Source organism: Candidatus Pseudomonas adelgestsugas (genome assembly GCF_004124255.1).
In the GTDB taxonomy this organism is placed as follows: Bacteria; Pseudomonadota; Gammaproteobacteria; order Pseudomonadales; family Pseudomonadaceae; genus Aquipseudomonas; species Aquipseudomonas adelgestsugas.
Genome location: NZ_CP026512.1, coordinates 390698 through 407377 on the forward strand (window position 1 = coordinate 390698; position 16680 = coordinate 407377).

The window sequence follows — 16680 nt, forward strand, 5'->3', positions numbered from 1 at the left end:
GTTCGTCTTCTAGACGCTTAACTATGTGGCAATGAGCTAATATTGTTTCTAGTTGCAATTTATAAGTTAAATATAAAGATGTAGTTGGTCAGTATGCGTCATCCAGTTAGCGTTCGATCGATTACGCATGAAGACGAATAGCAGGTTTAGTTTGTAAGTTAAATATAACTATAGATCAGCAGTAAGTACTGCATTGTGCAGTCTTAGTAGTGCTTGATTGACTAGTACTCAGTAATACTGGTTTACCCATGCAATGCTGAGGCGCATTAATATGCTAAGATTTGAACTAGCTTAAGGGCAAAGCATTCTCTTGTTCCCAGTATAAATCAGTGCATGTTGTAGGCAAAGCTGAGCAGCATTAGAGTTGCCGCATGATATTGGCTGCGGTCACTACATTATAAGTTAGGTGCAGTGGGTTGATAGTTCCGATAATCGCACTGGTGATAACACTTTGTGCGAATAATAATATGAAACTTTTATGAATTAGATTTATTCCTGGCTCTAGACACACGTGGCCGCTAGCCAAGGCCTTTTTTACCAGGATACCTTTACTGTTGGCCTCTGCATAATCAATCACGGCTTTCTCAGCTTGCTCATTAAGATTAAAAGTAACCATCGCACAATCACCTTGTTTAAGGGCTTTTACGCCACCTTCAACAGTTTTGCTAGAAAAGCCGAAACTACGAATTTTGCCTTCTTTTTTTATTTGTGCGAGGGTTTCGTAGACCTCGCAATCATTAAGGATATACAGGTCATTGCCATCGGAATGCACTAGTACCAAGTCAATAAAATCTGTCTCAAGCCTTTTTAGGCTGCGCTCAATCGACATGCGTGTATGGGTTGCGCTAAAGTCGTGATAGGGTACGCCATCATTAAATTCTTCCCCAACCTTGCTAATAAGCACCCATTCCTTGCGCTGTCCACGCAATAGTGTTCCTAGGCGCTTTTCACTGCGCCCGTAAGCAGGGGCAGTGTCAATTAAGTTAATGCCAAGTTGTTTTGCCTGGCGCAATAACACGCGCACTTCATCATCATTTGGGATCTTAAAGCTACCAGGGTATTTTACGCATTCATTACGGCCTAGCTTTACTGTGCCGAGACCTAATGGTGATACCAAAATACCAGTACTACCGAGGGTATGATGGAGGTCGTGTAAGGTTGACAGGCTCATGGCTACAGTTGTTCCCAGGCAGGCTGACTAAAAACCGGTTTTGGTAGGTCGGGTAATGCGTCGCTAGCGTTTGGGCGGACACCACAGCTTTCTATGGCATTCAGCACGCGATCAGCAAAGTCAGGCGCTAGAGCTAGTTTGGTTGGCCAACCTGTCAGTATACGGCCATGCTCGGCGAGAAATGCTTTGTTTGGACGGGTCAGGCCTGATTGTAGTGGTTCTCCTCGGTCGATACGTAAGGTCGACCACTCGGTTTGACTTATGTCAATCCATGGTAACAATTGCGCCAATTCTTTTTGCGCAGTGGAAATCTGTTCTTGCTTTGTGCGCCTTACGCCATCGGCCTCAGCAATTTCGCCACCTATGTACCATACCAAGTTTCCATTAATAGTCGAGTGAGTAGTAATAGTTAGGTGCGGCTTAGTACTGTTGCTGAGGCAGTGCATATATAGTGGCGTCAAACCTGGACCTTTAGCAATGACCATATGTAAAGGGCGTTTTTGCATGATTGGCTGGTTCATGCCTAAGGCTGCCAGTAAGTTAGTTATGCCGTTACCAGCACTTAGCACGATGCGTTGGGCATGGATATCGCGGCCATCAACTTTCAAACCTACGAGCGTATCATCTCCTCTTAGTAGAGGTTCGATGTGTTGCCCTGCGAGTAAACCATCACCTGCCAGTGCTGCTAGACGCTTGACTAGACTTGGCACATCTACCACTATTTCTGCTAGACGATATACTTTCCCATTAAAATGGCTGCTTTGCAGAGCTGACGGCAAGTTGTCGCCATTGACCTGGTCAACACGACCACGCATAGCTTTGCTAGCTAAGAAGCTAGTTAGATTACCAGCAGTAGTGCTAGGCGACCACAAATAATTAGCTTCGGAGAGCAAACGTACACCGTGCAAGTCTAGTTCACCGTCACCTGCTAGGGCCTCACGCCATCGACGTGGCATATCAGCAATTGCTTCGGAAGCGCCGGTAAAGACACCGCGCAGAGCGTACTTTACACCACCGTGAATAATTCCTTGGGAATTTATACTTTGCCAGCCGCCTAAGGTAGCGCTTTCTACTAACACTGTTGAAAATCCCTGGCGGCGTAAGCGAGCATTAAGCCAGAGGCCAGCAACTCCGGCCCCGACAATCAAAATATCAGTGGAAATAATAGGCAGCATTGAAGGCCTCAGTTTTCAAGACAAGATGTGTAGTTATATAGGTTACTGAGTAGTAGTGTGGTGATTGGTGGTTAAGTATCTGACAATTTTTAAGAGTAGCAGAGTTACTAAGATGCTCAGCATGATAAAGCCTTTTCCAAATATAGTTGGGACATTTAACTTTTGTCTATAAAACATATCGCTGTGATACTAATTAATATGATTAGCAGTATGATTTTTAGTTTTGCCGAGCCAGCCTGGGCTAGGCTTAGCCTTGTAGGTAAGACACTGTTGTTGTGCGTATCAAAAAATACGACGCCATACTCCCCTTACCACAATCAGTAGTATCTGGATGCGCACGCTTAAGTCATGGGTGACTTTCATAGAAACGGTCGCGATTGCTTCCTAGTAAATAGCAATGGTCAGCACAGAAGTAAACAACACTTTTGAAGTGTGTTACTTATAGTGATGTATGCGTAGTTCTACTTATACTCAAACTTTTCACAGGATGCGATAAAATCGTTATTCATCTAATATGAAGATTAATTCAGTTATTAGCTTGCAATAAAATCTAAAATAGATGCACCTTTATCAATATCGTTAATACTGGGCTTATTTTTAGCAGTGGGCTTATTTTTATATATCCATATAATAAGAAGTAAATTAGCAGTAAACAGCTAGATTATCATTCTGAAGGTGTAGCACTTGTAGCTAAGTCTTATGTGTTCGATGGTATCTGTCCGATAGCGACATCTAAACGCAACTAGCATAGTATATATTACTGAAAAGAGCAGAGTTAAATATTTAAGCTTGCGCAATACTCACTGCTGGAAATGTAGGTGTCTCACATCCTGCTGCGATTATGATATTATGTAAGCTAATAGAATACACAGTTGACCTAGGGCTACTTTTCTATTGCGAACAAATTTATAGAGCTATTGAATAGCTCGTAATAGGTGGTTTGGCAAATGATGATGGTGTGTGATGTAGATTATTTGCTGATCAAAGATCTCAGCACGTGAAACATCATGGTCAAGCGTAGTTTTGCCAGCCATTGCTGTTTACCTAAACCAGTATATATCTAAGTTAGTGATGCAGTGAGTTGGCTAGCTTTGCTGGTCTATAGTTACTACGTATTGGCTAAATAATAAGCTGATTATGGGTATAGAGCTTAAGTTTGGTTGCTTCAGCATATTGCGTGCAACACCACATCCATCAACAATAATATATAATTGATTGAGATAGCGAATAAGCGCCTCCTGTGCTCTTGGTAGGTTTATAGCCTAGTTTCATGATAGGCATTTCTAAGTAATGCTGTATGCTTCCCGAATAAATGATTTATCGAGTTCTTGCAGGCTGTTTACTGAAAAGCCGATAAGACCCACCGCTATGAATAGAACTCTATACAGCTATCTATTTTACCTAGCGCTACCATTAGTGCTTTTACGTTTATGGCTACGTGCGCGTAAGGTGCCGGCTTATACTAAGCGTGTCAGAGAGCGGTTTGCTTATAGTTTGCCGGTAATGAACCATGGTGGCATCTGGGTACATGCCGTATCCGTAGGCGAAATAATTGCTGCTGCACCTATGATTGGCGGTTTAATTAAGCGTTATCCTACTCTACCGATCACTGTCACCTGCATGACGCTAACTGGGTCCGAGCATATCCAAATACTGTTTGCTCATGAGCCACGCATTCAGCACTGTTACTTGCCATATGACTTGCCATGTGCCGCCAAGAGATTTCTTGATCACGTGCAGCCCGAGCTGGCTGTGATAATGGAAACCGAGCTATGGCCTAACCATATTCATGCTTGCGCTCAGCGCGGTATTCCTGTGGCGCTGGCCAATGCAAGGATGTCGGCACGTTCTGTCAAATGCTATGCACGTTTTGCTAAACTAACCTCGTCGATGCTGGCTAAAATAAACCTATTTGCAGTGCAGACGCGCACCGAAGCTCAATATTTCTTGAGCTTAGGTGCGCGTCAAGAAACCATTGATGTTACTGGTTCAATAAAGTTCAATCTCACTATTGACCCACAGCTACCGATGCGTGCTGCTGCTTTACGCGAGCAATGGGGTGCTAGCGAGCGCAAGATATGGATTGCTGCAAGCACCCACGAAGGTGAGGATAAAGTGATTTTGGCTGCTTATCGTCAACTGCTCGAAAACTATCCTGATGCGTTATTGATTTTGGTACCACGTCACCAGGAACGCTTTAGTCAGATCTTAAATTTATGTAGGCAACAAGGGTTCGCCACAGTATGCCGCTCTAGTGGTGAACCAGTAAAGGCACGCACATCAGTGTTGCTTGGCGACACTATGGGTGAGCTGCTATTTCTTTATGCTTTAGCTGACATTGCATTTGTCGGTGGCAGCCTGGTACCAGCTGGCGGGCACAACCCGCTGGAACCTGTGGCGTTAGCCATACCAGTGATCATGGGGATATACTCGTTTAATTTCTTTGAAATTAGCGCAATGATGCGCAATGCTGGAGCTTTGTTGGAAGTGCATGATGCGCAGGAGTTGGCTGAAGCTGTGCGGCAACTATTTGCGTTGCCTCAGGATGCGCATAAGATGGCTGAAGCTGGATTGAAGGTAATGCAGGCTAATCAGGGCGCCCTTAAGCGCTTACTGGATGATTTAGATGAACTGTTTGATCGCTATCACTGATAACGCAAAGCAACTGCGAGAGCTGTGTTTAGCTTAGTGGTCTGGTCATATCTATAACTGTTCTATATTGGTGTTAACTACACAGTGAAAGTAAGTGGTGTGGTATTTCGTGCGCGCTCTAGCCGTTTTCTAGCTTAGCTTAAGGTAACACCTCTTTTTTTATGTGTAAGTTTAGTGCGCAAGCAAGTAGCCAGGTTTATGTTATTGTTCGCTGCTTGTTGGTAGATACAAGCAAAATTAATTTTTGCTGGCAATAACGCTTTAGTTGCCCTGATTGCTCATTTTGCTTCATAACATAATATAGCAATAGTATAATACGGCAATAGCCATTATGAGTTTGTATAGCACAAAGTTATACATAGCATAAATATTATGCTATAAATTTAGCTTGTATAATTTACGGCTTGCCATTCCTGGCGTTAAGCGTCGCAGCTGCCATTTAGTACAGTCTTACTATTCTGGCGCAACAATTCCGTAGTGCTCGCCATTTAAAACAAGGAATGCATTATTGTTAGCAATTTACCTGTGCTGCTATCTATAGCGCGGCTATGTTTCTTGATTTATAGCTTTTCTGGAAGATCGAGACTAGTGAATATCGGATCCAGCTAAAACTAATTAGGTTTAGCTGGATCCGTATGGAGTTACGATGTCCAGTTACGATTTGCTGCATGCTTGAGATGTAATGTTTCATTATATACGCAAAAGCATACAGTTTAAAGAAAACTACGTCAGGAACTTGCTTAGCTAGCAACACGTCGGCTAATAAAGTATCTTAGATACAGACTACTATGTATATAGGCTAACTACTAAATTAGCCACATAGTATCCGATCACGCAAATTTGCGACAATACCATAAGCAAGGCTTGTTTCAGGTTATGATGAGAAGTATAGTAAGACCCTAGTCTAGGTCAGGCAGACCGATATAGTATTTACTATGGTGAAACTACGTCAAAGGACTTGGTTAAGCAGGCAGAACGTTCAAGTAAAGAAAATAGTTAAATTTACAATAAGAAATCCATTTTTAAGTCATACCCTGGAGCACTCAACCACAGTACCACTAATTAGGTATCGCAGTTATCTTTAATAAACTCGTTGTTTGTGCTAACAGCCTACTCCCACTAGAAGTTTTCTATTGATACTGACCTTGATAGCCTTTGAGGCTGAATAACCTTATTTCACTCACGCTCCGCTTAGACTGATACGGCTTATTGCAGGCAATCTTTCTCGGTGTTTTTTTGATAAATACATTACTTGCCTACGTCGTCTTAATAGGTAAGAACATCAATTGATGCTTCATGGTGGCGCTTAATCTTAATCTCGAGGCAAGGCTTATAGCCTTGCTAGCTTTTTGCTTAGCTTGCTGTAATTGGTTGGCTTAGGGTGTTTTTGAAAGCATCATAATACACAACACTATCTGTCTATGACTATTTTAAATTTGTTTGCCAAAGCTTGGCTTGGCAGTAGTGTGTCAGTTCGGTCTAACTATTTTAGTTGTTCGGTAGGAGTGGTTAACTAATTAGTTGTGGCTGTATTAGTATTCTGATAACGAGACACCAATATTATTACTAATTTTTTATGCTGTCTGCGTATTTATAGTGTATAAATAGATGAACTACAGTACGTTTTACTTGCGCCAGCACGCTTGTCACTAGAAAAAATCTTGTACTAAAAGTGTATTAGTATATTAAGATAACTTGAATTACGCTATCTTAAATGATAGTAGGCCCATAACTGATATTGACTAAATCTACATCGAGTACAATTAGTACTGTTCAGCGTGATAGTGCCTGAAATAGCTTCAATAAGATTAATTGTGTATAACTTCGCTACGAGAAATTTATTGTTAGAGTTAAGCTTAGGCTATCAATCGCATAGTTTTCGTCTAGCATGATGCGGTAGTATGTTTTATTGCTGTATCCGTAATACAATAACAAAATAGCAATTTCTTAGCTGGTATTATTAATAGTTGTAGACTAGCTTGATAAGGCTAAATAGTTTTTTAGTCTGCATATCTTAAAGTCGATGAGTAAGCTAGCTGTACGTTATTCACGTTGCAGTCAAAATGTTAAATCTTTTCCATCGCCAGGTAGCGGTGATACATCTGTTTACTTATATTTTATATATTGAGATAGCGAGATAGCAACTAGTTAAGCAGCATATCGGTTTTTAACCAAAAATGGAAAACTTAACGTCACTATCTAAGCGTTTAAATACACTACTCCGCAAGCAGTACATGACAGTAAAATTTTTAACGCAACTAGCATTGCTGGCCTGCAATCGCTTGCGCTTACTTCGCATAATAGAGGTAAGTTAGCTATATCAGTCAGGATATAATAACAAAATTGAATTAACCAAATCTGACTACAAGCTGCTTGTTAGGTCAATCATATGTATTTGATGTTCTCGCTTCAGAATATACATTCTGAATGCCATGACTATAGATGCCTCGCGTAGTGCCTGCCCTTGAGGTGTGTTGGTTTACCGTCATACATTATGCTCACAACACGCGCATTATGGAGTTTAGTCTATCATGATTATCTTTGCTTTTATTGTGGTGGTGCATCCATATTCGCGCGCAACGCGCGGATGGCTTAATTGATTAGAGCTGAATATGCGCGCTACTTTTTACAGCCACAGCGTTTACCTTTATCTGAATGTGTTTATGCGCTGGTCTGACAAGTAAAACACAGCTCAATGTATTTATTAATGAATATATTAAGCTGTTGCCTGTGTCCCTAAGGCCATGAGTTTAAAGTTGTGCAGTTAGATGTGGCTGCTTCTTGCCTCCTTTTATCTTACTCCAGTATAATCATGCCAGGAATATGCATTCTTGTGATTACTTTAGGATGGTCGCCTTGCTTAATATATTCACCGTGAAATTTAATACTTTCAGCGCTGCTCGTGCTGTTATCAGACAGCCACCTACTTGCTTGCCGAAGCCGATGGCACACTGTTAGGCATGAATATCGCCATAGCCTGCAGCGCGTAATTAGCTTGGTGTACCAGCAGCAGATATAGAGCGATATTTAGTGCTAGTCAACTGGCATTTGTTTGAAGATAGCACGCTTGAATCTTACAAGCGACTTCGCGACTTGATCAGGTAAATCAGCCCTACTATGCGCAGGGTTCCTGCTAACCATGATAGACTGCCGATCATGGCTTACGTTACTATGCAAAGCGATTTGATTAGAGTCAGTGGTCGACATTAGCAACTGGCGCGCTACAATGTTAGATTCAGTTATACCTAGTTTTGAGTGTTTAGTTACTTACAGAATCAGCCACTATAATCATTAGCTCAAGCTCTAAATTAAACTTCTAATAGCTATCATCATAGTATGCTTTCACCATCAACCAAGCGCCCAATCAGTTGTGCTTGGTTGGAGCCTATTGGCTTGCGTACTTCTAAAGATTTGTTTGCCATACTAGACTGTTTCCAGTAGGGGGGGTTCAGGGTGTGCCCTTGTGGTCATGTGCACCAGGAAATCGATCGTGAGCGCAACTGCGTGTGACTAATTAAGGTCACCCGTTTACCTATCTTTAGTTTTCCGCCCAGCAACAAAGACTTCAAGGTTAGCACGAAAGCACCTGGCTGCTACTGGCTGCGCTTTCATGCTGGTAGATGGTTGGAGACTAGTGTAGAACTTGGTTCACGGTTTAGAAGTTACCGCCAACCTATGATAGTAATATTTATTTAAAAAACTGTAAACATTGATAAAAAATATGGGAGCTGATTTGTCTACATTCCTTGTACACTACGCCTCTTTGGTGCAAGCATAGAGAGCCAGGTATGTCAGCGTCAATTTTGTATATTCATGGTTTCAATAGCGCACCTGCGTCCAACAAAGCTACTAAACTAACCACTGTAATGGATAGTCTTGGTTTGGGCAACCAACTGCGAGTGCCAGCCCTGCACCATCACCCGCGTCAGGCAATTCCTCAATTGGAAGACGCTATTATGCATTTAGGTCGACCCCTGTTGGTTGGAAGCTCACTCGGCGGCTACTATGCAACTCATCTTGCCGAACGCTATGGCCTAAAAGCACTACTAGTGAATCCAGTGGTTAGCCCTCATCTGATGTTTAAAGGTTACCTTGGCACTCAGAGAAACCTCTACACAGATGAAATTTGGGAGTTAACCCATGATCATGTCACAGCCTTGGCCGAGCTAGAAGTACCAGCACCACAGGATGCAAAGCGATATCAGGTATGGTTACAGACTGGGGATAAAACTCTAGATTATCGTCTCGCTAAGCAATATTACTGTGCCTGTGTCTTGCGTATCCAAATCGGTGGCGATCATGGTTATCAAGGATTCGCCCAACAATTGCCGGCGATATTGAGTTTTGCCGATATTAATGCAGATCATTATCAATCTTTTGATTTTGCAGCGCTATAATATATATGCTAAACATCGCAAATTACTCGTTCATTGAATAATTCACTATGAGATCCTATGCTCACTACAAGTGCTAGCTCCTATAATGCCGACGTCATCGAAGTTCTTTCAGGGCTCGATCCTGTGCGCAAACGCCCAGGCATGTATACTGACACTAGTCGACCGAACCACCTTGCTCAGGAAGTTATCGACAATAGCGTTGACGAAGCTTTGGCTGGGTATGCCAGGTTAATACAAGTTATTCTCCACGTCGATCATTCTTTAGAGGTGTCTGATGATGGTCGTGGCATGCCGGTAGATATTCACCCGGTAGAAGGTGTGTCTGGTGTTGAGCTAATCCTTACAAAACTGCATGCCGGCGGTAAATTTTGTAACAAAAACTATCAGTTTTCTGGTGGCTTGCATGGTCTGGGTATTTCTGTAGTAAACGCCTTGTCGACTATAGTGCGAGTTAAGGTTAAGCGCAATGGTAACGAGTACCAGATGACTTTCGCCGATGGCTATAAGGCTACCGATTTAGAAGTTGTCGGTATAGTTGGCAAGCGCAATACCGGTACTAGTGTATACTTCACGCCAGACCCAAAGTACTTTGACTCGCCAAAATTTTCTATCGGTCATCTTAAGCACGTACTAAAGACCAAAGCTGTGTTGTGTCCAGGTTTACTGGTCAGCTTTGAAGATAAATATTCCAGCGAAAAGGTCCAGTGGCACTATAAAGACGGCCTGCGCTCTTATCTAGAAGACTCTGTCAGCAACTTTAAACGCCTACCTGGCGAGCCGTTTTGCGGTAGCCTGGTCAGTAATGATAAATTAGCTGTTGACTGGGCGCTGCTGTGGTTGCCTGAAGGCGGTGACAGTGTGCAAGAAAGCTATGTTAACCTTATCCCCACCACTCATGGTGGTACCCACGTTAACGGTTTACGCCAAGGCCTGCTAGATGCTATGCGCGAATTTTGCGAATATCGCAGTCTGTTGCCACGTGGCATGAAGCTGGCGCCAGAAGATGTGTGGGAACGAATTGCGTTCGTGCTGTCAATGAAGATGCAGGAACCACAATTTTCTGCTCAAACTAAAGAGCGTTTATCATCCTATGAAGCAATTTTTATTTCTAGTGTAGTCAAGGATGCGTTTAGTTTGTGGCTTAACGAACACACGGAGTCTGGTCTAGCTCTAGCCGAACTAGCGATGAGCAATGCTAGTCATCGCCTAAAGGCGAGCAAGAAAGTCGAACGCAAACGTGTTATCCAGGGTCCAGCACTCCCTGGTAAGCTTGCTGATTGCGCTAGACAGGACCAAATGCGTTCCGAGCTATTTTTAGTTGAAGGTGATTCTGCTGGAGGTTCTGCTAAGCAAGCACGGGATAAGGAGTTTCAGGCGATTTTGCCATTGCGCGGCAAAATTCTTAACACTTGGGAGATTAATGGTAGCGAAGTTTTAGCTAATCAAGAAGTGCACAATATCTCTGTGGCTATTGGAGTGAATCCTGGCGTGGCAGATATAAGCCAGCTACGCTATGGTAAAATCTGCATCCTTTCTGATGCCGACTCTGATGGTTTGCACATTACTACGTTACTGTGCGCGTTGTTTGTGCAGCACTTCCGCCCTTTACTGGATTCTGGTCACGTTTATGTTGCGATGCCGCCACTATATCGTATTGACCTTGGCAAAGAGATCTTCTATGCTTTAAATGAAACTGAGCGCCATCTTATTCTCGATCGCTTAATAGTTAATAAGAAATGCGGTAAGCCTCAGGTTAAGCGATTTAAAGGTTTGGGTGAAATGAATCCGTTACAACTGCGCGAAACTACTATGGACCCAAGCACTCGACGTTTAGTGCAGTTAACCATAGAGGACCTGGCAAGCACATCGAAAATGATGAGCATGTTGCTGGCGAAGAAGCGTGCACCTGATCGCAAAGCTTGGTTGGCCTCTAAAGGTAGTCTCACTGAGGTTTTGGGCTAATATCTACCGGTTTTTCTTCATGTAGTGATTTTAATGTTGAATAAGTTAGTGTCTTTTTTAGCCATGTAGATCTCCGTGCTTAATAGCTTACTGCAAACTGATTATTTAAAATACTACCTAGACTCTATTTGCAATAGTATTCTGTTATAATTTAGCTATGTTGTAGTTGCGTAGTAAAGAGCTATGCATGGTTTTCGGCCACTATTACAACATTAGATGTACAGCCTCAATACGGTATATTGATATGGAAAGATTAATCACTAAAAATCAATATACTACTTAGTTCTAGTGCGGGTGTTAAATGTTGTCTTTAGTTTTTTGTTCATGCACAGATGGTTGCTTCGTTCATTGATGGTAGCAACCTAGATCATGAATATAGTCCTTGTAACGCTGCTGATAACCACTAATATTTGTTAGCAAAGCCCATATAATAATAACTGCAAGCGCAAATACATGCAGTATGTTCACATGGTTCAAAATTACCCAACACATAGCGCGTAAGTCACTTACATAGCATATTGTTTTTTATTGTGCTTGATATGACTTACTCAAAAGTTTAGCGATTTACCAAAAAATAATTAGGCTTGACTGGTCGCTGAGTACGGTCGACGTAAGTTAATTTTGATCCAGCTGAGATCAAGTATGTGAGGCTATGAATAGCTTTGTTTATTGTAGAATTAGGTCATGTTAACCAATTGACTGTGGTTTTTAGCTATAACAATAGTATTGTCTGGCAAGCATGCTAGATATATATGTATATTCGTATCAGTTGACGCTGATATATCCCGGTTAAACATTTTTGAGTAGCGCGAAGTGTATTAAGAATACACTAATGCTTTCGTTGCATCTAGATGGCACTACTACTACATCGAAGCAAGATCGCAGTGCGATGGCTAAAACATTTATTTATTAATTACTAGATTAATGGTTAATTGACGGAGTTTACGTCTAACGCATGGGCTAATGACGACATATTTGTGTCGGTTACATTAACGATTTTATCTTGGGCTTAAATTGTTACCTGCTAGCAATCTTAAGCGTCTCCAATGGACGTAGCCTCAAAATAGCCGCCTTGGTATATAACCTCAATCCCCCGTATAGCTTGGCTATAAGTCAGTAAATTAGTAATAATAGTTGAGAAAAGTATTGTTTGGTATTAACGCATTAAAATAACTTGAATTTATCTAGCACAGCGGCATATCACTAGCCGTGCTAGACCAAATAACAATAGGGCGAGTATGAGTGATATTCATGCAGACAGTTTAGATGGTGTAGAGCGCCAATCGCTGGCTGACTTCACTGAAAAGGCTTACCTCAATTACTCTATGTACGTGATCATGGATCGTGCCTTGCCACATATCGGCGATGGTCTGAAGCCTGTACAGCGGCGCATCATTTACGCCATGAGTGAGTTAGGTTTAGACGTAAATTCCAAGCATAAAAAATCGGCACGTACCGTCGGTGACGTGCTCGGTAAATTCCACCCGCACGGCGACTCGGCGTGTTATGAAGCTATGGTTCTGATGGCTCAGCCATTTAGCTACCGCTATACATTAGTAGATGGCCAAGGTAATTGGGGGGCACCAGATAATCCTAAGTCATTTGCCGCCATGCGCTATACTGAGGCACGTTTATCGCGTTACTCGGAAGTGCTACTCAGCGAATTAAGTCAGGGTACCGTAAACTGGGGACTAAACTTCGACGGTACCATTAACGAGCCGCTAGTGTTGCCAGCGCATTTACCGAATATCCTTCTCAATGGAGCTACTGGCATTGCTGTCGGCATAGCTACCGATGTGCCGCCGCATAATTTGCGCGAAGTCGCTGCTGCCTGCGTATGCTTGTTGAATAACCCAAATGCTACGGTCGCGCAGCTCTGTGAATATATTCGTGGTCCGGATTACCCGACCGAAGCGGAAATCATTACATCACGCGTCGATCTGCTTAAGATATACGAAACTGGCAGAGGCTCAGTACGTATGAGTGCGGTTTACCACATTGAAAACAGCAATATTGTTGTGACGGCGCTGCCGCACCAAACCTCTGGCGCTAAGGTATTAGAGCAGATTGCCACACTGATGCAAGCTAGGCCGTCAAAGTTGCCGCAAGTAGCTGATTTGCGTGACGAGTCCGATCATGAAAATCCATGTCGTATCGTGATTATCCCAAATAACAGTCGGGTTGATCGTGAAGCGCTAATGCAGCATTTGTTCGTTAGCACTGACCTTGAGTCTAGTTATCGTGTTAATATCAATATTATCGGGCTCAACGGTAAGCCGCAGCTGAAAAATTTGCGTAACCTACTGGTGGAATGGCTTGATTTCCGTATGCATACTGTACGCCGTCGCCTGCAATTTCGCTTAAATCATGTTGAGCATCGCCTGCACCTGTTGGATGGTTTGCTGATTGTTTACCTAAAGCTGAACCAAGTAATCGATATAATTCGTACTGCGAAGCATCCTAAAATAAAGTTAATTCATTGTTTTGAGCTGAGCGAAATTCAAGCTGATTACATTCTTGATGTCAGCTTGCGTCAATTAGCAAAACTTGCAGAGATAAGGTTGCATAACGAACAAGATGCGCTGCTCAAGGAGCAAGTTAAGTTGCAAGCGCTATTATGTAGCGAGACTAAACTCAAGACATTAGTGCGTAGCGAGCTAATGAAAGATGCAGAAACTTATGGCGATAATCGTCGTTCGCCAATTGTTGTACGCGCAAAAGCAAAAACTCTAACAGAAATAGAGCCTTTGCCTAACGAGAAAATTACTATCTTTTTATCGAAAAAGGGTTGGGTTCGCTCTGCTAGGGGGCACGACATTGATGCTACCAGCCTTTCGTATAAGGTTGGTGATAGTTTTAAGACAGCAGCGGTCGGGCGTTCTAATCAGTTTGCTGTATTTATCGACTCTACTGGGCGCAGTTACTCGTTGTTAGCGCATACATTACCATCTGTACGTGGTCAAGGCGAACCACTGACTGGACGTCTTACTCCGCCACAGGGTGCAACTTTTGAGTGTGTGCTGCTGCCAGATGATGATGCATTATATGTCGTTGCTTCCGATGCAGGTTACGGTTTTGTAGTTACAGGTAAAGATCTGCAGGCTAAGAATAAAACAGGCAAGATCTTATTAAGATTGCCAAGTAACGCTAAGGTAATTCTGCCGCGTACTATAAAGAATCGCGAAAGTAATCGGTTGGCGTCAGTGACCACTAAAGGGCGCTTGCTGGTGTTTAATATTAGTGATTTGCCGCAGTTGAGTAAAGGTAAAGGCAATAAGATTATCGGTATTCCCTGGAAACAGATAGTTAGTCGAGAAGATTATGTGACAGACATTGCCGTGATCTCAGAAAGCTCTACTTTAGTGCTTCAGTCCGGCAAGCGTACGTTGTCACTGCACCCTGACGGCCTTGCATACTACAATGGTAAGCGTGGTTGCCGTGGCAATAAGCTGCCAAGAGGTTTTCAGCGGGTAGATGCTTTATTAGTTCAAACTCCAGTTTGAAGCATATCAAAGCTATAGGTCTATGATTTAGAGCTTAAATAGAAGTTTTTACATAATAAGTTGAGACAAACATTCATAAACGATATAGTCTTAACGCTGTTGTATCCATACTTGCACAAGTTATTAAAAAATATAATTTTTAATTCGCTGTGTAGTATAGATCACAATGATCATATGATAATTGCTTAGACGCCTTTTTGATTTTGATGTTCATTAGCTTCTTTTGGGGTAATCTAGTTGTATTGCAGTATATATCAGCCTGTGTCGCTGTGTCATTTAGATAGCTGAAGCCTAGTCCTAGATAGTTTCAAACTATTCGCATGATCTTATTGTTTTACTCGTTAGTTCTTGCTGATTATTTACAACTGGAAACCTTGTTGTAACATCAGCACGCTGTTAATCAGCAAGCTTACATATATTGTAAGCTACGTGAGTAATTGATAGCCTGATATCCACTATCTAATCTTACACTAAGTGTTTAGTCAACTAAGCTAGGTAGGCCAGCTTAGTGTTACTTACGTCTACATTAATATTGCTTAGTGTTGATGTATAGGTTATTGCTTCTCATTTAAGCTGAATTCAGCTGCTTCGCAGTGAGCCATTCTTGACGCTCAATGGCGTCTCATCGATTGTCGTAGTTAGGTGCGCGATAATCGCATTATTTCTATATTTAGAATACAATGTATATTAATATTATTGCATCCTAAGTATGAGTTTAAATGGCATATTGTTTTTTCATTTAACATAGCAGTTATGTTTCGCTTCAGCTGTAATTATCCAATCTAGTTACTAGTTATCAAAGTATAGCGCAAGCAGATTTAGGTATAAGCTGAAGTTAAACCAACTTCACCGAAAAAAATCTACATAGCTAAACAGTTATAGATACATAACAACAGTTATGCTAATTTGCACGGATTATAGGAGTTTTATGGCTTGCATGTAAGTTTTATGTATCCGCGCTCGCTACTGCTCCAAAATTAATAAATACAAACCGTATCAAATATTTAATGCAGTTTGTATTTTCATGACTTGTATTCTGGCATAAACGTGCGTGCTGACATATCAAGTAATTTTTATTGATCTGATGATTTTATCAAAAATAGATTGCGAATGCGTAAAAAACAAAATAAGCGTATCTTGGGTAAGCTCGGTTAGCAACAGATCGCTATAGTAAAGAAAATGGCATTTTAGTAGAGCTAGATAGTTTAGTCTAGCCTGGATAATTATATTAACTATCCAGCAATTCAGTAAAACTGACGTATTGTAGACAAGACTAATTTAGTCTTGAGCACCAATTTTCAATGTTAGCATAGTAGTCGTAGTACCAGGTACTGTGTTATTTAGCTGTGCAGGATTAAAGGCTAACATTATTATATTTTTATAACACTTTAGGTATAGCATAGTTACTTACTATGAGTTAAGGCTTATTATTGTAATAAATGTCGTTATATTTATGCATGGATTCAAGCCTTAAGAATAATTATAGGTTTTAGATATAGCAACCTGGTTTACTGGTCTCATCTTATTAATCGTTCATTGTGTATTTATTCATTAATATCATATTGTTAATATATGCAAATGTATTAGTGGCATAGAAATATACCAGTGCACATATAAGATTAAAACTATGGCTATTATTAATATAATAGCCGTAAGAATACTCATGCTGCATGATTGGTTATAATTAGCTTTATAGCTTCTATATGTTAAGGCTTATGCGCATTTGACTAGGCTTCATATCCTGAACCGTCATCTTGCTCTTATACAGATCTTTAGCCTAATTTGGTAGCCAGTTCTTCAGCGCTGCCTGATTTTGGCCA

The 16680-nt window shown here is 41.6% G+C and carries 6 protein-coding genes; 4 read left to right on the plus strand and 2 right to left on the minus strand.

Annotation, left to right across the window (positions count from 1 at the left end):
* Positions 1–358: 358 nt before the first annotated feature.
* Together C3B55_RS00945 and C3B55_RS00950 are read right to left on the minus strand one after the other, a co-directional pair.
* The gene (locus C3B55_RS00945; protein WP_129210665.1) at positions 359–1171 is read right to left on the minus strand and encodes an aldo/keto reductase; all 813 of its coding nucleotides are present in this window, start codon (positions 1169–1171) and stop codon (positions 359–361) included.
* A gap of 2 nt (positions 1172–1173) precedes the next feature.
* Positions 1174–2346, minus strand: coding sequence for an NAD(P)/FAD-dependent oxidoreductase (locus tag C3B55_RS00950; RefSeq protein ID WP_129210667.1), 1173 nt, complete (start codon positions 2344–2346; stop codon positions 1174–1176).
* A 1368-nt stretch (positions 2347–3714) separates the two neighbouring features.
* Here C3B55_RS00950 and waaA point away from each other — a divergent pair.
* The 4 genes from waaA to parC all read left to right on the plus strand — a co-directional run bounded on the left by waaA (position 3715) and on the right by parC (position 14860).
* Positions 3715–4998, plus strand: coding sequence for a lipid IV(A) 3-deoxy-D-manno-octulosonic acid transferase (gene waaA, locus C3B55_RS00955; protein WP_129210669.1), 1284 nt, complete (start codon positions 3715–3717; stop codon positions 4996–4998).
* Positions 4999–8786: 3788 nt separating this feature from the next.
* The gene (locus tag C3B55_RS00965) at positions 8787–9395 is read left to right on the plus strand and encodes a YqiA/YcfP family alpha/beta fold hydrolase (protein WP_129210671.1); all 609 of its coding nucleotides are present in this window, start codon (positions 8787–8789) and stop codon (positions 9393–9395) included.
* Between the two features lie 57 nt (positions 9396–9452).
* Positions 9453–11357, plus strand: a complete 1905-nt coding sequence (parE, locus tag C3B55_RS00970; protein WP_129210673.1) for a DNA topoisomerase IV subunit B — start codon at positions 9453–9455, stop codon at positions 11355–11357.
* 1238 nt (positions 11358–12595) lie between these two features.
* Entirely contained in the window at positions 12596–14860 is a 2265-nt protein-coding gene (gene parC, locus C3B55_RS00975; RefSeq protein ID WP_129210675.1) for a DNA topoisomerase IV subunit A, read from the plus strand.
* Positions 14861–16680 lie beyond the last annotated feature (1820 nt).

Excerpts from the sequence above, each read along its gene's own strand:
- parE (WP_129210673.1), top strand. The coding sequence starts at position 9,453 with ATGCTCACTACAAGTGCTAGCTCCTATAATGCCGACGTCATCGAAGTT.
- waaA (WP_129210669.1), top strand. The coding sequence starts at position 3,715 with ATGAATAGAACTCTATACAGCTATCTATTTTACCTAGCGCTACCATTA.
- parC (WP_129210675.1), top strand. The coding sequence starts at position 12,596 with ATGAGTGATATTCATGCAGACAGTTTAGATGGTGTAGAGCGCCAATCG.
- C3B55_RS00950 (WP_129210667.1), bottom strand. The coding sequence starts at position 2,346 with ATGCTGCCTATTATTTCCACTGATATTTTGATTGTCGGGGCCGGAGTT.
- C3B55_RS00945 (WP_129210665.1), bottom strand. The coding sequence starts at position 1,171 with ATGAGCCTGTCAACCTTACACGACCTCCATCATACCCTCGGTAGTACT.
- C3B55_RS00965 (WP_129210671.1), top strand. The coding sequence starts at position 8,787 with ATGTCAGCGTCAATTTTGTATATTCATGGTTTCAATAGCGCACCTGCG.